16 protein-coding genes are annotated in these 21,735 nt (G+C 60.2%); 2 read left to right on the top strand and 14 right to left on the bottom strand.

Features of this window, described 5'->3' with window-relative positions; genetic code table 11:
- Nucleotides 1–26 precede the first annotated feature (26 nt).
- Complete coding sequence (locus G3O01_RS00450) at nt 27–1,052, top strand: hypothetical protein (RefSeq protein WP_205802473.1); 1,026 nt, start codon at nt 27–29, stop codon at nt 1,050–1,052.
- Nucleotides 1,053–1,648: 596 nt separating this feature from the next.
- Here G3O01_RS00450 and G3O01_RS00445 read toward each other — a convergent pair.
- Both G3O01_RS00445 and G3O01_RS00440 read right to left on the bottom strand, forming a co-directional pair.
- Nucleotides 1,649–7,141, bottom strand: coding sequence for an AAA family ATPase (locus G3O01_RS00445; protein WP_205802472.1), 5,493 nt, complete (start codon nt 7,139–7,141; stop codon nt 1,649–1,651).
- A gap of 471 nt (nt 7,142–7,612) precedes the next feature.
- Nucleotides 7,613–8,287: a response regulator gene (locus tag G3O01_RS00440; RefSeq protein ID WP_205802471.1), complete on the bottom strand. Its 675-nt coding sequence runs from the start codon at nt 8,285–8,287 to the stop codon at nt 7,613–7,615.
- A 1,038-nt stretch (nt 8,288–9,325) separates the two neighbouring features.
- Here G3O01_RS00440 and G3O01_RS00435 point away from each other — a divergent pair.
- Nucleotides 9,326–9,751: a response regulator gene (locus G3O01_RS00435; RefSeq protein ID WP_346779134.1), complete on the top strand. Its 426-nt coding sequence runs from the start codon at nt 9,326–9,328 to the stop codon at nt 9,749–9,751.
- A gap of 44 nt (nt 9,752–9,795) precedes the next feature.
- Here G3O01_RS00435 and G3O01_RS00430 read toward each other — a convergent pair whose 3' ends face one another.
- The 12 genes from G3O01_RS00430 to gspG all read right to left on the bottom strand — a co-directional run bounded on the left by G3O01_RS00430 (nt 9,796) and on the right by gspG (nt 21,449).
- Nucleotides 9,796–10,467, bottom strand: a complete 672-nt coding sequence (locus G3O01_RS00430) for a response regulator transcription factor (RefSeq protein WP_205802469.1) — start codon at nt 10,465–10,467, stop codon at nt 9,796–9,798.
- A 533-nt stretch (nt 10,468–11,000) separates the two neighbouring features.
- Nucleotides 11,001–11,756 carry a hypothetical protein gene (locus tag G3O01_RS00425; protein WP_205802468.1) on the bottom strand — a complete coding sequence of 252 codons (756 nt, stop codon included), beginning with the start codon at nt 11,754–11,756 and terminating at the stop codon, nt 11,001–11,003.
- A 68-nt stretch (nt 11,757–11,824) separates the two neighbouring features.
- Nucleotides 11,825–12,211, bottom strand: a complete 387-nt coding sequence (locus G3O01_RS00420) for a type II secretion system protein (protein WP_205802467.1) — start codon at nt 12,209–12,211, stop codon at nt 11,825–11,827.
- A gap of 7 nt (nt 12,212–12,218) precedes the next feature.
- Nucleotides 12,219–12,716: a type II secretion system protein gene (locus G3O01_RS00415; RefSeq protein WP_346779144.1), complete on the bottom strand. Its 498-nt coding sequence runs from the start codon at nt 12,714–12,716 to the stop codon at nt 12,219–12,221.
- A gap of 38 nt (nt 12,717–12,754) precedes the next feature.
- Nucleotides 12,755–15,247, bottom strand: a complete 2,493-nt coding sequence (locus G3O01_RS00410; RefSeq protein WP_205802466.1) for a secretin N-terminal domain-containing protein — start codon at nt 15,245–15,247, stop codon at nt 12,755–12,757.
- A gap of 64 nt (nt 15,248–15,311) precedes the next feature.
- Nucleotides 15,312–15,833 (bottom strand): hypothetical protein, encoded by a 522-nt coding sequence (locus tag G3O01_RS00405; protein ID WP_205802465.1) that lies wholly within the window; start codon nt 15,831–15,833, stop codon nt 15,312–15,314.
- Entirely contained in the window at nt 15,830–16,597 is a 768-nt protein-coding gene (locus G3O01_RS00400) for a hypothetical protein (RefSeq protein ID WP_205802464.1), read from the bottom strand. The genes G3O01_RS00405 and G3O01_RS00400 overlap by 4 nt, the downstream gene beginning before the upstream one ends.
- Nucleotides 16,597–17,148 carry a pilus assembly protein gene (locus G3O01_RS00395; protein ID WP_205802463.1) on the bottom strand — a complete coding sequence of 184 codons (552 nt, stop codon included), beginning with the start codon at nt 17,146–17,148 and terminating at the stop codon, nt 16,597–16,599. The genes G3O01_RS00400 and G3O01_RS00395 overlap by 1 nt, the downstream gene beginning before the upstream one ends.
- The gene (locus tag G3O01_RS00390; protein ID WP_205802462.1) at nt 17,145–18,020 is read right to left on the bottom strand and encodes a hypothetical protein; all 876 of its coding nucleotides are present in this window, start codon (nt 18,018–18,020) and stop codon (nt 17,145–17,147) included. Before G3O01_RS00390 ends, G3O01_RS00395 begins: the two co-directional genes overlap by 4 nt.
- Nucleotides 18,013–19,725 (bottom strand): GspE/PulE family protein, encoded by a 1,713-nt coding sequence (locus G3O01_RS00385; RefSeq protein ID WP_205802461.1) that lies wholly within the window; start codon nt 19,723–19,725, stop codon nt 18,013–18,015. Before G3O01_RS00385 ends, G3O01_RS00390 begins: the two co-directional genes overlap by 8 nt.
- A complete protein-coding gene (locus G3O01_RS00380) occupies nt 19,722–20,909 on the bottom strand; it encodes a type II secretion system F family protein (protein ID WP_205802460.1) in 1,188 nt (395 codons plus the stop codon). The genes G3O01_RS00385 and G3O01_RS00380 overlap by 4 nt, the downstream gene beginning before the upstream one ends.
- Before the next feature lie 102 nt (nt 20,910–21,011).
- The gene (gspG, locus tag G3O01_RS00375) at nt 21,012–21,449 is read right to left on the bottom strand and encodes a type II secretion system major pseudopilin GspG (protein ID WP_205802459.1); all 438 of its coding nucleotides are present in this window, start codon (nt 21,447–21,449) and stop codon (nt 21,012–21,014) included.
- Between the last annotated feature and the right edge of the window lie 286 nt (nt 21,450–21,735).

The raw sequence follows: 21,735 nt of genomic DNA, 5'->3' as shown, positions 1-21,735 counted from the left end.
TGGACGTGTCCTCATTGGCTTGCCCAATGGCAACTCTTGCTGGGGATGAGATGGTAGTCGAGCTTGAGCGATATATCAATGATCTGGTTTTCGTTAAAGACAATTTAGATTCACAGTTATACCGATTTTTCAGTGCTGCCGATCTGCCTGAAACTTTATATAATACTGGACTGTATCCTCTTCTTAACGATATCAAACATATGCTTCAGGTTACAGGCCTGGAAAATGTTTATCAGGCTAGGGATGTTAATCGGTTGTTTGATTTATTATTCAAGAAAATGCCTTTTTCACCCCTTCCTGTTGTGGGCGAAGCAACCTTCACTGACCTTTCGGTCAACCCCTCCCTCAATCACCTTGAGAGTGACGAGTTGAAGGAAAAGCAGATTCTTGAGCTAGGAAAGGCCGCGGCGTCAAAGCGATCCGGATGGTTGAAAGCAGAGGATCTCGTTATCTTCGGCGATTTCATTGTCGAGGAGCACGTCGAAAAGCCTCTGACCGACGTACGCGGGATCATGCAGGAGGCGGAGTTTCACGACAATTGGTCTAATGGCGACATTTGTTTTCCGATTGCGTTCGCTGAACTGTTTCCATTGGTTCGAAGGCTTGCAAGTCTGCCGAACGAAATCGACGCAGCGGTTGAAGCCAGTCATTGCCGAAACACCGAACAGCTGACGACAGTTCTATCCATCGCCATGGCTCAAGTCGCCGGAGGGAGACTGGAGATTCGGGATTGGCGGCTGGGGCCATCATTCTTCGACAGCATGATCGCTCTTCACTTGGAGAATGACGCCACGGCGATTCGATGCCTCGTCGACGCAATTGTAGATACGGTGTTGCGGACAAATTTGGCGCAGACGCACCATCTAAGGAAAAACGCAGGTGGCAATTCGCCAGCACAGACAGACGGAGAGGCAGTAGCGTGGAGGCGCGACATTGGCCACGAATATCACTTGCATTATTGGGAGGTGCGAGGCGAATGTGAGATCGCATCGGTCGTGGTCCACGGGAACATGTCTATTCCACGGTGCGCCCGCGAGCACGAGTTGAACTGACTTGAGATGGTTGCGCCGCACGCCCAAATGAACAGCGCTTCGCGCCTCGGCGCAATTTGAAGGGGTGTAGCAAGTCATATTCAAGCGCGACGCAGGCGGTGTCAGCACCGCGACTCCTCGCGAAGCAGACATCGTCGCAGCAGTGAGACGAGTTGGCGACCACTAAGGTCGACGGCGTTCGAGTGGCGACCACGGTCTCACGTATGGCCGGTGCACCTCGGAAGCCGCCGTTGGTGGGATGCTGGGTCAAACGGCGGCTGGAGGGTGATGTCCTTTCGCAGGCCAAAAAGCTGTCATACGGAAGTAACCGTCGTCCAAGCGCAGCAGGGCAGCTCATAGCGGCCCTTGGCCGGCGATCGTCTCAGCGACCGCAATGGCCGAACAGCCGCCGAATTTCGTCTCGCCTTCCCTTTTTCACGGCGCCCCGCCCCAAGATTGCCGTGATGACGTAGGGGCTGAAGCCCTTTCAACCACACTGAGGCCCGTCGACTTGCTTGCTCACAAACGTGCACGGAACGTCTCGACTACTCAGACGCGCGTTGCGCGCATCCCTGAAAACCGGCCTTTGCTTGAGTACATAGCCTTCGCGCGCCCACTTATAGAGCGGCAGGCACAGTGAATTGAACGACCGCGCCGCGGGGTACGTTCGCGCTCGCCCATAACCGGCCACGATGCCCCTCAATGATCGAACGACAGATCGCCAGCCCCATCCCCAGACCAGTGGGCTTCGTGGTGTAGAAGGGTGCAAAAGCCTCCTCAACGTCGTCCGGGCCAAAACCCGGCCCAGAATCGCGCACTGTCACGAGCACACAATTCGACTCGGCCGCCTCTGTACCGACAACCAGATGTCGCAATCCATCGCTGACGCCACTCATCGCTTCTAGCGCGTTCATTATCATATTGAGAAGCACCTGTTGCAGTTCGACGCGATCTGCTTCGATGAATGGCAAGCCGTCTGACAGTTGCGTCTGCACCGAAGCACCGCTCTTCGTGGCTTCACCGCGTGTGAGTTCAATCACCTCGCGGATTGCCTCGTTTATGTTCACCGGCTCCTTGCGCGGCGGCACCTTCCTGACCAGATTGCGAATCCGGCTGAGCACGTCCCCTGCTCGGCCTGTATCCTTGACAATACGCCCAAGTACAAACTCGAGCTCGTCGACGTTCGGAGGCTGGGCATGCAGCCAGCGCAGCGCGGCCTGGGCATTGGTCACCGTCGCGGCGATCGGCTGGCTCACTTCGTGGGCAATCGAAGCCGTGAGCTGCCCCATGGTCGCAACACGGTTCGCGTGCGCCAATTCCGTCTGTACCTCGCGATAGCGCTGCTCGCTCTCCCGGGCCTTTAGCTCCGCGTGCTTGCGCTCGCTCAGATCGAGTACGAAAGCGACACCTCCCTCTCCTCCGGCTTCGAAGCTCGCCACGCCGATCAGCACGGGAACCCGGCTCCCGTCCCTACGAAAATACTCCTTCTCGAACGGCTGCGCGCGCCCGGTCGCTCCAATCTCTGCCACGGCCCGCTCGTCGCGCTCACGCCACTCTTGCGGTGTCAGGTCCTTCCAATGCACACGGCCCGAGATCAGATCCTCACGCTCGTATCCTACTATCCGGAGAAAAGCGTCATTGGCCTCGAGAATCTCGCCATCGACATTCCAGAAAATGATCCCGATGATGTTCGCGACGACGAGGCGCCGGATCTTCGCTTCGCGCTCTGCGAGATTGCGGTACAAACGGGCGTTCTCCAGTGAAATCGCCGCCTGCGACGCCACCATCTTCAGCACGGCAATCCGGGCTGGGCTGAACACACGCGCGGTAAGGCTGTTTTCGAGGTAGAGCGCTCCGGTGACCTTCGCCTGATTGGTCAACGGGAAGCAGAGAATCGAACGGGCACGTTGCTGACGAATATAAGGATCTGCAGCGAACGAAGACCCTGCCGCGGCATCGTCTAGAAAGACGTTCTCCCGGGTACGCAGAACATGATAGAGGAGCGACTCCGGAAGGATCGCTCCGCTGACGGGAACGTCGCGCAACTCCAAACGCGGTGTGTCGCCGGTGGTTGTTGCTTCCGCCACGATCCGCTCTTCTCCACTGTCCGACAGGATCAGCACGCCTCGTTCAGCACCCGCCTGTTCGATCGCTGTGCGCATGACCATTTCGATCAGCCTGTCCAGAACGATCTCGCCGGAGGCGGCCTGCGACACCTTGATCACCGTCGCAAGGTCAAGGTGTTCGACCGGCGTTGAAATCGTGGTGGTGGGGCCGGGCGCAAGCTCTTCCGCCCTCAGATATGGATACCTTTCCTCGAGTTGCCGCACCTTTCCGTGAGCTCCCCAACGCAGATAGCAGTAGCGGGCGTCTTGCAGATACACTCGGGCAATCTTCCCGAAACCGCGCGCCGCGTAAAAGCGGGATGCGAGTTCATTGGCGAGTGCCTCACCGTGGAGAAAGCCGCTGTCCTGCGCCGACTGGATGGCCTGCTCGTACAAATCCATGGCATCCACTACGCGACCTTCAATCCGCGCGATCTCGGCACCGACCAGCGCGGCGCGGTCCGCGAAATTCTCGGGGCAGTTTTTCACCCAGATCTGAAGCTGCCGGTAATGTGCAGCGACAGCGTCCAGGTGTTGCGGCCGCTCCTCGGCCGCGACGCACTCGCACCAGGCGGCTCGGGCCAGCGCGCCGTAAAAGTGATACTCGGCTTCCTCAAAGAACGTGGAAGAGACCCAGAGCAGCGGTTGCGCCTTCGACGCAGCGTCCATGGCCGCCGCATAGTCACCGGCGATAACGCGCCCCTGCAATTTCCGGATCCAGTAGAAACTCGCAGCGATGACCTGGGCCGGATTGCTGGACAGATGGGTTTCGGTGCGAAGTTCATTGAACTGCCCATCGTCCATGCAGCCGAACGTCGGCGTGTTACCGCGAAGCATCCGGATCAGCGCGAGTTGTGTGGTGATGAGGTCAATGACAAGACCGTACCGCACCTTCTCGGCGTACGCGAGGCCACGCTCGGCTTCGCCTTGCACCTCTTGCAGCGGTTCGCCGGCGAAGAGCAAGGCCGAGTTGAGGTTATCGGCCGCGTAAGCGCCATACGTGAGGTCTCCGATCCGGTTCGCCGCTTCGAAAGCGCGGCGCATCAGATCACGGTGAGACCGCACGTGTTTCATCCAGGGCGTGACGAAAATCGCGAAGCAAAGATACGTGCCCGCCTTGAACCGTCTTAACCCACGTCGCTCGACGAGGTCGCAGCCGAGCTGGCCGAACCGGAATCCGGTCTGGTAGTCACCGAAACGCGGTCCGGCGACCCTGCCGAGATTGGCATAGAGCAGGCATGAAGCGTCACAGTTGCCTCGCTCGATGCTGAGACTGACCCCCTTGCAGATCGTCAGCGAAACCAGGTTCATATCCGTCTGCACGGCCGACGCGAAACACTTGTTCAGCACCTCGACGGTCGCGAGTGAAGCCGCGTCGTCCATCAGCGGCAGTTCGATGAGTGCCTCAATTGTCCGGCCCCCAAGCTGTGTCCCGATGCGCTCGTATTCGCGTCGCACTTCCTCGTCATTCGGATGCGGAGACCACTCGATGCCGACATGCCGCAGGTAGGAGAGACAAACATCGACCGCGCGACCGATCTGATTGAGGACCAGGTAGACATCCATTTGCATGCACGCGACGAGCGCTTCTTCGACCGTTGTCGCGGCGCGCTTCGAAAGCGCTGCCAACCGCTCGTCTGAAACCGACAACTGCCCGGTCAGAAATTCGCATTCGGCCCGGTTCAGTTCCAGCGCAAACATCAGCTCATGCCGGCGCCCCCAGCAATCGTCGTTCAATAGTTCCGCGCCGGTGACGAGATAGGTGAGCGCCGAGGCATAGGCTGTCGACGCCTTGGCTCGCTGGCCAGCGAGCAGGTTGAACCCGGCGAGCTGTTCCCGTTCCTCTTGTTCGGTCATCAGCGCGGCGCCGCGATTGAGCTGACCGACGATCTCGAAGATCGCCTCCTCCTGCTTTTCAGGGGGTGTCCCTTTTGCGAGCAGCCGCCCGATCCGCAGATGTGCCTCGGTACGCGACGCGTGGGGGATCAGTGAATAGGCGGCTTCATGGACCCGGTCGTGCACGAACCTGTAAGAGTTCTCCAGCCGCTCGACCAGTTCCTGACGCATCGCCTCCCACAACTCCGCGTGGACCTGCGCCTCCGGAATGTCGAGAACAGTCGACAGTGTCGTGATCCCGGCGACGTTCCCGAGACAGGCAAGCTTCTCCAACGCGTGCAGCGTCCCAGCCGGCAGGCGGCTTAGCTTGCCGACCATCAGGTCCACGACGTTGTCGGTGTAGCCCTTGGCATGGATGCGACCGGGATCCCAGCACCATTGCCCCGCGTCATGATCGAAAGTGAGCAAATCTTCTTCGGCAAGCGCATGCAGAAACTGGATGACGAAGAACGGATTGCCGCCCGTCTTGTCATGGACCAGTTGCGCCAGTGGTGCGATGCGCGCCGGCTCGCAGTGAAGCGCTTCCGCGATCAGTTGCTCGATATGCGCCTTGGCGAGCGGCGCCAGCGTGATTTCATCGATCCGGCCGCCGGCGTTCTTGATGGCGTGGAGCTTTACCATCAGCGGATGCGTGGCATCGACCTCGTTGTCCCGGTAGGCGCCGAGCAGCATCAGGTGCCGCAGATCCGGGTGCGTCAGCAGGTCTTCGAGCAGGTCAAGCGTCGAAGAGTCGAGCCACTGCAGGTCGTCGAGAAAGAGTGCAAGCGGATGTTCCGCCCGGGCAAACACACTGATGAAACGCCGGAACACGAGCATGAAACGGCGTTGCGCCTGTTTCGGGTCAAGTGCCGGGACTGGGGGCGGCTCACCGATGATGAGCTTCAGTTCGGGAATCAGGTCAGTCAAGAGCTGCGCATTGGGCTCCAGCGCTTCCAGCAAGGCGTCGCGCCAGCCCGCCAGCTCCGTTTCGGGCTTGCCGAGCAGCGGGCGCACCAGGCTCTGAAACGCCTGGACCAGCGTCGAATAGGGGATGTCGCGCTTGTACTGGTCGAACTTGCCGGACGCGAAGAGCCCGCGCGGCGGCACCAGCACCTTGTGCAGTTCATTGACGACCGAGGATTTGCCGATCCCGGAATAGCCGGAGACCAGCACCAGCTCAGGCGCGCCGCTTTTAACTATCCGATCGAACGTGGCGACCAGGGTGCCGACCTCGCGCTCCCGCCCATACAGCTTCTCAGGTATCAACAACCGGTCAGGCGTGTCGTATTCACCCAGTGGGAAGGGATCAATGCGCTGCTGACGCTGCCAGTCGGCGAGGCAATGCTGCAGATCACGCTCAACACCGACGGCCGTCTGGTAACGCTCTTCGGCCGCCTTGGAGAGCAGCTTCATGACGATGTCAGATATCGCGCTTGGGACCGTCTCCACCAGCACGCGAGGCGGCGTGGGCCTTCTGGCGATGTGGCAGTGAACCCATTCCATAGCGTCAGCGGCCGTGAAAGGCAGCGCGCCAGTCAGCATTTCGTAAAGCGTGACGCCGAACGCATAGAGGTCGCTGCGCGAATCGATCGATCGATTCATCCTCCCGGTCTGCTCGGGCGCCATGTAGGCGAGCGTTCCAGCGATCGTCTCAGGCGGTTCGGGCGCCTGTCGCTCCCGCGGCAGCCGCGAGGTGAGACCGAATCCGGTAAGCCGGACCTGCTCGTCGGCGCAATGTACGAGGATATGCGCAGGCTTGAGATCCTTATGCACGAGACCGCGCTGGTGAAGCTTGCCTAGCGTCGCCGCGATGCCGACGGCGAGCCGCAACAAATCACCCGTCTCCATGGGCGCGCCGAGTAGCCGTGCGAGCGGCTCACCGCCGGGATCCTCCAGGATCAGCTGCGTGCGCCCCTCTTCGGTTGTGAGCTCAAGCGGACGCACTGACCACGAATCTTCAAGTTCGTCCTTCAGGCCATACTCGTGAACCAGACGATCAAGGCTAGCCGGCAGAGGTCGTTCAGCGGCAGGACGTGCGAGCAGGACGTTGTGGCTATCTACGCCCGGCCGCCGCCCGCGACAGAAGACGCGCTCGCCATCATCCCACAAGATCTGGAGGCTATTTCCCATCGGCGATGGAACCGTGCAGGTTGTCAGCTGGCGCACTCCGCCTTAAGGCCACCGCCTGTCATAGGCTGATATCCCACAGCCGCTCACGACAGAAGCCCTAATTGCATTAGGATACACCTCGACGATCGCCGCGCCATAGAAAGTATTCCGAGTAACCCGGTCAGACCAAAATCCACAATGCACTGCGAGCCAAGCCGCTCACGGCTTGGCTCGCAGTGCCGCCGCCTCGAATTGTGTCACGGAAAAACTGCGATCAAGTACAACGGAGTCTATGACTTTGTAGACCAGCTGACCAATCTTCATTGTTGCGCTGTCACCGATCAAACCGGAGAGCGGGGATCTTTTTAAATTTGGGGCCAGACAAAATGGAACGAAGGTTAGCCGGAAGTTCCCGCGCATTGGCTCAGCATCCCTGGACATCGCACAATGGATCGACAAGAAGCTAGAACAGTGCGTCCAATCTTGCTGCTTTCAAAGTGATGTCTCGTGTTGCGCATCGACGCCCAACGACACTGATTTTTTGACGAGATCCGCGAGGGTTCGCGCGGCCATCTTTCGCATGAGGTGAGAACGATGCATCTTCACGGTGATTTCACAGAGATTCACCCTTGACGCAATCTGCTTGTTCATCAGCCCAGCCACAACAAACCCCATAACTTCTCGTTCGCGCGGTGTGAGCGAGTCGTACGCGACACGGAGCGCCGCGATCGATTGTTCGGCGGCAAGACGCTCACCGTCGCGCTCCAATGCATTGGCGACGGCGTCCAGCATCTCCTGGTCGCGGAACGGCTTTGAGAAAAAGTCGACTGCCCCCGCTTTCATCGCCTGGACGGTCATCGCAATGTCGCCATGGCCAGTAACGAATACAATCGGCATGCGCAAACCGCGCTTAGCAACAAGCTCCTGCAACACGAGGCCGTTTTCACCGCGCAACCGGACGTCGAGAATCAAGCAACTGGGCGCGTCGTACTTCGGGAAAGCGAGAAAGTCCCCAGACGATCCGAATGTCTCTACACGTAGTCCGACGGACCGAAACAGATTACCAAGCGCAATGCGCATCGACTCCTCATCGTCAACCACGTAAACCACGGGCTCCTTCCGAACCTGGACGCTCCTGATTGAAGTCGAATGTGTACCTGATATCATCTCACCCCTCCTCCCGACCGATGATGCGCGCTGGGTGTCGCATCCTAACAATGCAGTCGGAGTCGCTGCAAATTGGAACAACGCTGCTTCCGAGAAATCGTCCCTCCGGCACAATTCATTAACGTCAAAGGATGCGTTGCCGACGCACACATACTTTCCCTTACACCGTATCTTTCCTTGCCTTAACGAAGCATACTTTCCTCGCTCCCACCGTGAACGGGACGCTCTGCGTAGTTCTTTGCGAAACAAATCGGCAGGACCACATCAACGTATAACGATGCAACCTGAATGGCACATTCGGAAGTAACCCAAGTGATCCATTTACGGCTCCCTCTATTGGCACATAGATGCTTGAGCCATTCGAGGCTTACGTTGCACCCGCTAGAGCAAACAAATGCGGCTCAGCTCCACGGTTCGACGATAGATGTTCCGGTTGAGCCATGGTACGAACGTGTACTCATCGTATGCGTTCACACCGACAAAGATCCAGTTGTGCAGCGTGTTGGACATCGCGTTCCCCTCAAAACCAGCCGTCAGATCAAGATGTGTTGCGACCGCACTGCGCGATTGCATCATCTATGACACAGAAGATAGACGCTCGGGTGCGCGAAGACCATAGTACGGAAGGGTGGCGTCGCACGTACATAGGCGTCGAACGCCGATACTTAGGTATGTCCTGCGTAATCAACATTCGCTGCAGGTCGTCGGGGCGCACGGGAACGATAGAACGTTATCGTGAACTCTCATCGCGCCCCGTTCAATGGAGAGCACTCACTGCCGCGACGAGAGACACATGGATCGAACGCGCGTGGGTCCGGATATGTAGTGATTCATTCATGCTGACGCGCTGCAATGGATAAACGCCACGACACATACCTAGGTATGTGTTCGTCATATCACTAAACTGGCACGGGGTGTGCCAGATTAGGGACACGATAAGCGGGATTAAGCGACACAAATATCCGCGCTAATACCTGTGTATGATTTCTTGTCGTTGATACGACAATTACGCTGGGTCTCGTAGACACAGACGCATGTATGCAGTGGCGTTATTGCCGCGTGGACTCCTTTTCCTGTGGATCGAGGCGAATCTTGTGCCCTACTCAGGTAGTTTCGATCGTTGACGACGATGAGGCAGCCCGCCTCGCGGCAGGAAGTCTTGTACGCTCGTTCGGCAGACATACACGCCTGTTCGCATCAGCGCAGGAATTCCTGCTCTCCGGCGAGCTCGCTGCGACGTCATGCCTCATCTCCGACGTTATGATGCCCGGCATGTCAGGAGTAGAGATGCACGACCGCATCATCGAGCTCGGCTACGCCCCGCCGACCATCTTCATTACCGCATTCCCGTCGGCCGACCTGAAAGCAAATGCCTTGGCAAAAGGCGCGCTGGCTGTACTCGAAAAGCCAATTGATCCCGACACTATCTCGTATTGGCTTAGCGTTGCGCTCGACGTGCGCTAGCCGCTCGATAAAGGGTAGAAATAGCTCTACCTATCTTGCAGATCTCAAAACGATTTCGGCGACTGGGCCTTGACGCCCAATGATTCCGATTTCCTGACGAGATCCGCGATGGATCGAGCTGCCATCTTTTTCATGAGGTGCCCACGATGAATCTTCACAGTGATGACACTGAGATTCATTTGGGCGGCGATCTGTTTGTTCATCAGACCGGCTACGACGAACCCCATGACTTCCCGCTCACGCAATGTGAGCGAGTCATACGCAACACGGAGCGCCGCGATCGATTGTTCAGTGTTCAGTCGCTCTGCGTCGAGCGCCAACGCATTAGCGACGGCATCCAGCATGTCCTGGTCGCGAAACGGCTTAGCGAGAAAGTCGACCGCCCCCGCTTTCATGGCCCGGACTGTCATCGGAATGTCTCCGTGGCCGGTTATGAATACGATCGGGATGTGGACCGGGCTCTTCGCAATCTGCTCCTGGAAAGCGAGGCCACTTTCGCCGCGAAGTCTGACGTCGAGAATCAGGCAACTGGGCGCGTGACACTTCGGAAAAGCGAGAAAGTCCCTCGACGATTCGAAGGTCTTCACGCGCAACCCGGCTGATCGCAGCAAATTCTCAAGGGCGACACGCATCGACTCGTCGTCATCGACCACATAGACGACCGGCGGTTCCTCCCGATCATGCGGACTCTGTGTCGAAGTCGAAAGCGAACTCATGCCCTCTCCCAGTTGACATGCTTCAAGACAGACAGCCCATTCGAATGATGGTACAGGCTAACGCATCACACGGATATGGGGTGGCTTGCACCAAGATTGAAAACCGGAAACATTTACGTCATCTTGTATCGTCCGACGGTTTCGCATCGCCGCCAGCCAGACCCAATGGCTATTCTAGGTGATTTGGATTCGCGGGCGTTCCCGCCCTGTTTCGTCAGACGTAACGTCGAGCCGCAGCATGCGCTAGCTGGACAGAAAACGAGACATCTTGCCAACGCCGTAGACAATATCCTGGTCAAATGGCACACAGGCGTGGCTTGCCATCGCTCACACCCTTTGAATAAATAGGTTGAGCGGGTGCAGGGGCAGAACCTTGTACTCTTCAGCGCTCCGATGCAGCGCTGGCTATCCGGATGGTCAGCTATCTAACCTTGTGATGGTGCATCATCGATTTACGCTGAACGCACTCGTCGAGCAAGCCGACAACCGTACGAATGCAATGGGAAGCCGCGAGGTTCCTGTCGATGCATTCACTAGTCACCCGACGAAAACCCACTATTGGAAAAGCCGTTTCCGTTCGGCCAGCCGCTTCCCGCCGATGAACCGCCATTCGTCGAGAAGCCAGTGCTATTCGAAAAGCTACCGTTGTTCGAGAATCCTCCGGAACTCGAAAAACCATTGCTATTAAAGGACTCTCCGCTCCCCGAGTTCGCCACATTTCTCGACTCCCCAGTACCTGCATGCAGGGCGTCACCGTCTAGCTGGGCCGGCTGCGAACCGTCCTGCACCGGCACTGACAGCGGTATCCCGTTGACTGCCGAATTCGGCGGCCGCTGCCCCGGCCCGAGTTGCGGCGGTCGTGCGATAAACACCCATTGCGTGTAACTGCGCTTGTCCTCGAAGCCCCGAAATCGTTCCGGGAACTGGCGAAGCTGGATCGGATGCTCGTGCGACGTGCTGTGAATACCTACGATCGTCTGTCCGTTCGGCGATAGAATTAAGACCCAGTCAGGCTTTCCGGTCATCGGATCAGCGTAGACACGGCGCAGATGGCGCATCGGATTCGGATAGCGCGGATCGCGCACGAGTTCGTCGAGCGTACGTGGCTGATTCGGCAGACCGACCGGAGTGTTATCGGCGTAACTGAGTAGCGCGCGCTGGAACTGATCGCCGATATAAAGCAGTTCCTTCTCAGCCATACGTCGCTGATAAAGTGCCCCGATCTGGATCGTTCCTGCAGCCGCAGCGCCGATGATCGCGATGCCAATCAGCAACGCAAGATACGCCAACCCACGTTGCTCTCGACGCGCACGCCGTGTCAGACGTGTCCCGTGTCGCCCTTTCCCCTCCCGCTTCGTCATAACGAATTGAAAGGCCGGCCGTCGCGCGTCGCGCCTTCGGCGCCGCTCTGAAGGTCGTAAACCTTGCCGGGAAATTGCTCGTCGGGCGGCAGGATATGCCAGGTGCTCGCGCTGTCCGTGACCGGATCGAACGGGGGGGCGCGCAGATAGCGCTTGTCGACGAGTTCGTCAAGCGAATCGGGATAACGACCGAGATCGCCGTAGAACTTGTCGATCGCATCTCGAGTCACGCGAAGATTCTCCGCAAGGATCTTTTCCTTCGACGCATCGATCGAATGGAAATACTGTGGCAGCGCTACCGTGAGCATCAAGGCGATGATCGACAACACGATCAACAACTCGATCAGCGTGAAGCCGCTCCGTTTGCATATTGGATTTCTCATCGCCGCCTCACCAGTTCCGGTAGGGAATACCGTTCAGGCCGATGCCTTTCGACATCGAGTAGACGTCGTACACGTCGTCGCCCTCCTGCGGATCGTCAGGCTCGCTTGCGTACGCGCGCTTGCCCCAGGTGTCCACCGCGTCGAGTTGAGGATCATTGTTCATCGGATCGCGTGGCAAACGGCGCAGGAAATAGATCTTTGCGCCCTTCGGATCGCTCTGATCCTTCACACCGTCGACGAGCACCTCCAGCTTCGGCGGGTAACCTGAGACGCCTCTATCTACAGAAACGCGGCCATCTTTCGCCGCCACCTTATACGCATCGATCGCGCCGCGGATCTGATGCAGCGCGTCTCGCAACGCCTGCTCCCGCTCGTGCTGCCGAATTACTTGCGCCACCGGTACCGCCATACTCGCGAGCACCCCGAGGATCGCGAGCGTGACAAGGAGTTCGATCAGCGTAAAGCCGCGCGGAGCACGACAGCCAAAGCGATTCGCGCAAATCACACGAACCGTGCCGGTGGTACGAGTTGAGGGAACACGCATCATGGTGTTGCGATGATCGTGAACGTATATGCCGACGGGGGCGCAAGCGTAATCGGCGTGCCGGTTAAGCCCACGACAGATCCAGGCGTGATCTTGACCGAGGTCTGCGAGACTGCCGCCACCGCGCGGAAGCTCAGCACGGCGTAAGCCCCCTTCGACCCGGCCCCCATCCCGCCCTGCACCGAATCGGACAACTGCACCTGGCCTGGACCCACCCGGCTCGAAAACGAAGTCGGCGCGCCGCCCTGTTTCAGGAAGTCGCCTTCCGTCACGCCGACGAACTGCAGTTTCGTCGCATCGAAACTGACGATCGACGATGCGCTCGCGACTGGTTGATCGGCCGACATCGACAGCGACACGGTCACCGAGTCGCCGGTCTTGGCTTGCGGTGGCCCCTCGATCGTCATCTGTGCCGTACCGGCCACGGGCGGCGCGCCCGGTGCGAACAGACCATCGCCGCCGTTATACGCACCGGCGCCGGAGCCGTTATACGCGCCCGCTCCTACGCCCGCACCTGAGGCGCCGTTCGTGTTGTTCGGCTGTACACCCGCACCGAAACGTGTCCCATTGCCGCTGCCACTCGACGCCGCCCCTGCCGAGGACGACGCGGCGGGCAAAGCCAGCCCGTTCGACTGGATCATGCTGCGCATGTTCGTCTCGGTGCCTGACGTAAAGTACGCGAGATCGGCATCGGGTCGGCGGACGTTACGGACCAGATGCGGGGTGATCGCGAGCACGATCTCGGTGTTTTTCGCCTGGGAGTCGGTTGCGCCGAACAGGTGGTCGAGAATAGGCAATTGGCCGATGCCGGGCAGCTTGTTGCCCGACACTCGCTCCTCGTTGTCGATCAAACCCGCGAGCACATCGGTCTCCCCGTTCTTCAGTTGGAGCACCGTGCTGGCCGAACGTGTGCCGATCTGATACGCGGCCGTCCCTGTGGTGGTGGTCACCGAGTTGCCGAGGCTGCTGACTTCCAGAGCGAGCTTGATGCCGACCGTGTCGTCAAGATAGACCGTCGGCTCGACGTTTAGCGTCAAACCGATGTCGAGATAGTTGACCGATTGCGACAGGAAGCCGGTCGAAGTTGCTGTAGACGTGATATTCGGCACACGCTCGCCGATCAGGATCTTCGCCTTCTCATGATTGCGTACGCGAATTCGCGGATTGGTCAGCAGCTTGACATCGGAATCCTGCACGTTCGCATTGGCGGTCGCCTGCAATGAAGACAGACCGATGGTGCGCGCAGTCTGGTGTAGCAGATCGTGCAGCGTCAGCGCCGGTGTCGAGCCGTTGCTGCTGGACATGCCGGTTCCGCCATAGCCGTATGGATACGACGACGAAGCGCCGGTGTTGGTGGCAGGCTGGCCCGTCACGGGCGCGATCACGCTACCGATCGGCAGCGGCGTTACATTGACCGAAGCCGGCCACGCAATGCCGAGATTAAGCTCGTGGTTCCGCTGCACCTCGAGCACTTCCACTTCGAGCATCACCTCCGGTTCCGGCACGTCCTCAAGCGACACGAGCCGCTCAGCCATCCGGATTGCGTCGGGACTATCACGCACGATCACCACGTTGAGCTTCTCATCGGCGATGACGTTCTGGATCTTCAATATCGTCTTCAACGTGTTCGCGATCGTCTTCGCGTCGGTGTTCGACAGGAAGAACGTGCGAACTGCGAGCTCCTGGTAGTCCTTCACCTTCGGAGCCGTGTTTGGGTAAATCAGCACCGTGTTCTCGTCGAGTACCTGCTGCGCAAGCTGGTTGGTCGCGAGCACGTAGCGAACTGTCGCGTCGATCGTGCTGTTCTTCAGGAAGATTGTGGTGCGCTGATCAGTCTTCACGTCGCGGTCAAACAGAAAGTTCATCCCGGACGAACGTGAGATCACGTCGAAAACCTGCTTAAGCGGTGCATCGCGAAAATCGATACGAATGGGTTTGCGGTATGCGGCGGCAAGCGCAGCCTCGACGCGCGCGGAGCCCGAGTCGGCAGCAAGCTTACGCTGCAGTTCGAGTGCGCGGCGGTTGGTCGGCGCTTCGGTCAGCACGGCGTCGAGCAAATGCCGCGCATCGTCGGGCTGGTGGCGCACGAAAAGCGCCTCGGCGCGGCTCAGCATGATATTGAGCCGAGCGTCAGTGTCGAGCGCGGCGAGCCCGGCTATCGCACGTTCGTTGCCGGGGCTGATCGCGAGCACGTGCTGATACGCCGCGCGTGCTGCATCGCGGGCAACGCTTGCCGCAAGCTGGTCACCCTGACCCATCAGATCGTTGATTTGCTTTTCGCGCTCCGCGAGCCAGACCTCGCGGTACTTCGCGTCCTGCGGCTCCTGCATTGAAGCGTCTTTCAGCTTGGCGACGCCCTGATCGACCTGACCAGCAGCGAGCAGTTTCCGCCCGTCACGATAGGATTGCGGGTCTACGCATGCCGCCAGCGGAACTGTCAGCGCAACGAGCAGCATGCCGCGTCGCAAATGGTGTATCGCGATGGCGCTCATCGTGGGTGTTGGATTTTGAATCGGGAGTGGCTTGAGCAACGGTTCATTCCTGGTAACCGGCGGATCAGTCGGCATTGCCGATGTCCAGCGTCTGAACAAGTTTTAGCGGCAGATAGACGAGAGTCATGTTTGGCGGGGCGATCGAATCGACCCGGTAATCGCCGTCGATCAGCATCTGGTCATGCACGATCAGCGTGTCGTCGCCGTGCGCGAGATAGACCTCCCAATGCCCCGCCGACTGCTGCTTGCCGATGTAGGTGAAGGGCATCGGCGGCGTGCTCGGCAGCGGCGGCACCTCAGCCTGCGGAGGCGCAGCGGATGGCAGCGGCGGCGCGAGCATCCGTGTGCTGAACAGCGAATGCGTACCGGAACCCGAATGATCCTCCCGCACGCGAACCGATGCGATCGCGACGCCGCCGGTCGTGCCGTGGGTGGCTCGCGGCGCGATAGATGCAGGCCTCGACGGCGTGGCGGGCGTGTGCGGCGCGGCTTCGACGATAGCGTCGTCCTGCGAATGGCTGCTGAATGCGAGCACCAACGTACAGGAAACAAACAGCACGGCCATCAAGATGCGCTGACGTTTCATCGTGCGATCCCCTTCGACGCGACGGGCTCCTTCGGCTTGACGGACGTTGGCGCCGAGCCGGGAATTGCAGATGAGGCCACAGACATCCCTGAAGAAACACCCACAGCCCCAGAAACTCCCGAGGCCACGATCGCCGAAGCGTCAGAAGCAGAAACTGCGGTGATCGACGCTGCGGCGGCTGCCACAGCCGCTGCACTCACGGGCGCGATCGTCACCGGACGCAGAAAAACCGTGAACCGCAGATTCGCTTCGACGCCTGGATCGTTTGCCGAACTGCGCTTGAATCGCATGTCGTCGAGCGCCGCGTACGGCACCATCACCAGCACCTTCTCGCTGAACTGCCGCAAGCGCGCGTAATCGCCCTTGATGGGCATTGCAATCGTGTACGTGTCGAAGCGACCGGATGCATCGTGTCCTGGCTTGTACTCAGCCTTGTCAAGCGTGACGCCCGCGGCGGCGGCGGCATCGAATAGTCGCATCACGATCTCGCCGGTATGCGCGGAATCGCCGAGTCCAGCGTAAAAATCCGCGAGCCGGCCGGCTGCCAGCACGGACGCTGGCACGACTGGCTTCGGCACCGGAACTGCGCGCAACCGACTCACCGAGCGAGTTTCGGCGGCGACGCGCGCCGACATGCCGGGCAGCACCCCAAGCCACAATACCGCCGCGGAGGCGAGTAACGCCACCGCCAGCAGCGTGCCTACGGCGAACCCTGAAAGCGCGAGACGAAGCCGCAGCAAGCTTCGGATAACAGACCGCATCATCACGATACCGTCCCCCGCCACTGCACTTCGACCTGAAACCGGAGCACGTTATCCATGCCGTCTTTCACGAGTTCGTGCCGGGTCAGCGTCACGCGTCCCAGAATCGGTTGCCGGCCGAGCGAGCTGAGGTAATCGAGCATGTCCTTGCTGCTCGCGCACTCGGCCTCGATGCGGATGAGCGCACGGCCCGGTTCTGGCGTGATCGACATCAGCGCGATTTGCGTTGGCGTCGCGGCCTCGACTGCATCGAGCAGGTTGTCCCACGGCAGGTTCAGTCGCGCGACGGCGAGATTGACGGCCGCAGCCTGTTTCACGTCGATCGGTTCGCTATGCACACGTTGCGACGCATGCGCGGCGCGCTCGTTACGATCGACGATCTGTGTGGATTCGCGCTCGAGCGCGTGCAAATGCACGAGCACCGTCTGCGCCCGATATGCGCCAACGGTGCACAGCAGCGCACCGGCCAGCGCGAGCAGGCGCACGGACGGACGAATCCGGTACCACTCGCGCCGCATACTGAACGGTGCGAGTTCGATGGATAACCTTCTCATTGCGTAGTGCCGCTCCACGCCAATGATGTGGCCGGCTCCACAACGGCGTTGTTTGCACCCGGCGTTGCGCGATCAGCGGGTTCAACCCAGCGCACAGTCATCGCTGCATCGGAACTGTCGATCGCGCCCTGTAGCCACGCGTCGCAGCGTCGGCCGTGCAGTAGCAGGGTCGATGGCGGTGACAGATTGTCGAGCAGCGCTGTGCGCGATACCCGCGCACGCAGCCATGCGATGGACGGCACCGGATCAGGCAGAGCGACCGTGCGGACCGCCGCTATCCTCGGACGTGGATCAACCGTGACCAGACCTAACGTCAACGAGTGTTCGTCGCACGTCGCGAGCCACGTGTCGCCGCCGAGGTCGCGGCAGGAGCGATTCCACGCGGCGACGAATTCCGGCACCGCCGACACGACACAACCACGCCCGGCCGAAACGGCCTGCTGCATCCCGTCCAGCCAGTGACGCGACACGGCGCATGCGAGGAACGGTTCGGCCGCCTTCCAGTCAGCGACGAATTGCCAATCGGCTGGATCTTCGCCAAAGAGTGTCAGGAAGCGCACGCCCGCAGCCGCGCGCAAGTCCTGAATCCGCACGCTGTTGTCGGCTGGCGTGACGATAAAGTAGCGGACCAGTTCGTCGGCGAACGTCACGTGTACCGGCAAGCCGTTGCTGCCCGACTCGTCAAGCGCGGCGGCTATCCACGCCGCGAGCGTCTCCGACGACGCGTCAGCGCCAGCCGGTATCGATCGTTCGACAAGTAACCCTGGCGCCTTCCGCGATGCACCGACGCGCCCCACCGTCAGCGCGTTGCGTGACAGCGTCAGCCGGCAGTAGCCACGCCGCACAACCCGTTTCAACCAGCGATCAAGCATTGAGAGTCACCCGCTTCACTTCGGCCAGCGTCGTCTCGCCGAGCTTCACGAGACCGAGCGCGACCTCGCGCAACTGCCGCGTGCCGTTACGGCGCGCAACATTCTTGATCACGCGAATCGGCTGCTTTTCGACCACCAGATCGCGAATTTCGTCGTCAAGAATCAAGATTTCAGCGATCGCGCGACGGCCACGATAGCCGGTGCCGCGACAGTCGCCGCAACCGATGCCTTGACGAAACACATAATCGGCGACGTCCTCTCTTGTCAGGCCCAAACGCGCAAGCTCAGAGTCGGTCGGCACATTTGGCGCCGCGCAACGCGGACAGTTCACACGCAGCAGACGCTGCGCCCAGATCCCGTTCAACGCAGACACAAACGCATACGGATCGATGCCCATATGACCGAAGCGGCCGAATACGTCGAACACGTTGTTCGCGTGAACGGTTGTCAACACAAGGTGCCCGGTCAACGCGGATTGCACTGCGATCTCAGCGGTCTCGCGATCGCGAATCTCGCCGACCATGATCTTGTCCGGGTCGTGCCGCAAGATCGAGCGCAGACCGCGCGCAAATGTCAGCCCTTTTTTCTCATTGACGGGAATCTGCAGAATACCGGGCAGTTGATATTCGACCGGGTCCTCGATCGTGATGATCTTGTCGCGGCCGTTGTGAATTTCGGTCAACGCAGCGTACAGCGTGGTGGTTTTTCCAGAACCCGTCGGGCCGGTCACGAGCAGCATTCCATATGGCTCCTCGGCCAGCGCGCGCAGAGCAACCAGCGATTCGCTGTCATAGCCGAGCGCCTCAAGGGTCAGCGAGCCGTAGGCCTCGATCATCGCGCGCTTGTCGAGAATCCGGATCACTGCGTCCTCGCCATGAATGCTCGGCATGATCGACACGCGCAGGTCGATATCGCGGCCGCCCGCCGCGACGCGAAAGCTACCGTCCTGCGGCACGCGCCGCTCGGCAATGTCGAGTTCCGCAAGCACCTTGAGTCGCGAGATCACCTGCTCGGCCGTTTCAACGCCCTGGATCGTCGCAGCCGCATCGAGCACGCCGTCGACGCGATACTTCAACGCAAGCCCTGTCGACGTACTTTCCAGATGAATGTCGGATGCGCCGGCCTTCAGCGCATCATAAAGCGTCGAGTTCACAAGCTTGACTGCAGGGCTCGCGGCCTCGTTGACCGTCTGGAATGACAGCACTTGCGCTGTGCGTCCGTCTACGTGCGTGCCGTCGTCCACGGACACGAGGCTGTCGACCGCGCGAGTCGTTTCCTCCATGCGGGTGTGATAAGCCAGCAGATCGCCGTGCAACGCAAGCCGTATTTCGACGACCGCGCCGGCCTGCGCCGTGAGCCACGTCTGCAGATCGAGATCGAATGGGTTCGTGACGACGCCGACGAGCACGGCGTCCGCTTCGCGCAGCAACGCGCAACGGCGCTGCATCGCACGCGACAGCGGGACGCGGTCGAACGCCGGCGCGAGCGCGAGCATCCCAGCCGTTTCGATCACCGGCATTGTGAGCTGCGTCGCCAGCGCGCGCAGCAGTTCGAACGGCTCAGCGCCGGTCAGCGCCTGTAACTCCTCGATGAGATGACGCTGTGTGGCCGCCGCCGCCGCACGAGCACGAAACAGGACATCCGCGTCGAACAGAGGCGTGAGCACCACCGCAGGCACAGCGGCGTGTACATCCGGCACGCTCATGACAGGCTCCCCGCGAGATCGAAAATCGGCATATAGAGCAGGACGACGATCGTGCCGACCACGACGCCGATCGCCGCCATCAGCAGAGGCTCGAACATCCGCGTGAAGCGGTCGATCCAGCGGCTAATTTCACCGTCGTAGAACGCGGCCGACTGGGTCAGCATTGCGCCGAGTTCGCCAGAACGTTCGCCCACCCGCAGCATCCGCAGCGAAATTGGTGTGATCAGGTTCTGCGCCAGAAACGCGGCGGAAAGCGGCTCACCTGACGTGACCGACGCGCGCGCCTTCAGCAGCCCATCTCGCATTGATGGCGAGACCGTGCCGCCGGCCGTCTCCATCGCAGCGACGATCGGAATGCCGCCTTCGAGCAGCATCCCGAGCGTCAGATACAGTCTGGATAGCTGATAAATCCGCAAATGCGTACCGAGCAGCGGAATCCGCGCGAGCAGGCTGACGAGGCCGGCCCGTGCAATCGCAGCGCGCGTACCCATGATCAGCACTGACACAATGCCAAGCCCGGCGAGAAGCAACAGCAAACCGTGAGCCGCCGCGAACTTGCCCCAGTCCAGCAACATTTGCGACATCCACGGCAATGCGCGGCCGGTGTCTTCGTAGATGGTCGCAAAGCGCGGCACCACGTACGTGATCAGGAACGCCGACACGCCACCGCCAACTACCAGCAGGATGCTCGGATAGATCGCCGAGCTAATGAGCTTGTTGCGGACCGTGTCGATGCGCTCCTGGTAATCGACATACCGTTGCAGTGCCCGCGGCAGGTCGCTCGTGCCTTCGGCCGCACGCACGATGCCCACATAGAGTGGTGGAAACACATCGGGCTGCTCGCCGAGCAGGCTCGAGAAGCGCTTACCCTCCCGCAGACCGGCAAGCAGGCGCCCGAGTACGCCACCTAGTCGCGCACCGCCCTCACGTTCGAGCAGAGCTTCAAGCCCTTCGACAATCGACAGACCCGCCTTCAGCAGCGCGAGCAGTTCCTGGCTGAACAGTACCAGCGAGATCCTGCCGCGCGAGCCCGCTGGCCGGCGCAACGCTCGCACTGGCACCACACGGGTCACGTGAAGGCCACGGACCTCGGTGTGCGCACGTGCGCCTGCCTCGTCCTGCGCGTCGACGACGAGGGTAATGATCCTGTTCTCTGGCGAGACTGCTCTTACTTCAAATTGCATGGTGCCGCGTTACCTTGGGTTCGCTATTGCTTGCTACATGGCGATGCGTCCGTCGTGGGCGCATTGCCATACAGAGTCCGCCAGCGGCGGACCTGTGAAACCTCATTCGCTGCTGATGTCGACATCCTCGCCCGCGCCGCCCGGCTGGCCATCGCGACCGTACGAAATCACCGCGTAGTCGCCCTTGGTGCCTGGCACCTGGTAGACGTACGGATGCCCCCATGGATCGAGCGGAAGTTCCTTCTTCAGATACGGGCCGTTCCACTTGTCCACGCTGGCCGGCCGCACCACCAGCGACTGAAGTCCTTCCTCGGCCGTCGGAAACCGGCCGACATCGAGCCGGAAATTGTCGATAGACTTGCTCAGCACGTCGATCTGCGCACGGGCCACCGTCACCTGTGACTTGCCTAGTTGCGCGAAATAACGCGGCCCGACGATCGCCGCCAGCATCCCGATGATGACGAGCACCACCAGCAATTCGAGCAGCGTGAAACCCTTCGCGTGGGACCGCGATACGAGCCGCTCATTGCGCTTATCCATAAATCGGACAGCCGTCACGTTACTCATCGATCACTCATCTGAAAAAAATTAGGGGGCGCCCGTACTGCGGGCGCCCTGGTTACATCGCACGTCCTGCGACGCCATCAGTGCCGCAGCATCGGCAACCGACACCAGACACATGTGTTCCGGAGCCGGCACCTGCACCGTCGAGCTCTGACTGCTCACGTCGTCTAACGGGTAGCTGTATGCAGGACCGCCGATGTCGTGTCGTGTCAGAAACGGGCGTACTCGTCGCTCTGGCGATCGGTTGATCGCCAGGTTGCCA

The organism is Burkholderia sp. Ac-20365 (assembly GCF_017104715.1).
Classification (GTDB): Bacteria; Pseudomonadota; Gammaproteobacteria; order Burkholderiales; family Burkholderiaceae; genus Paraburkholderia.
The sequence above is the reverse complement of the archived record's forward strand: the minus strand, read 5'-3'. Positions and strand labels throughout refer to the sequence as shown.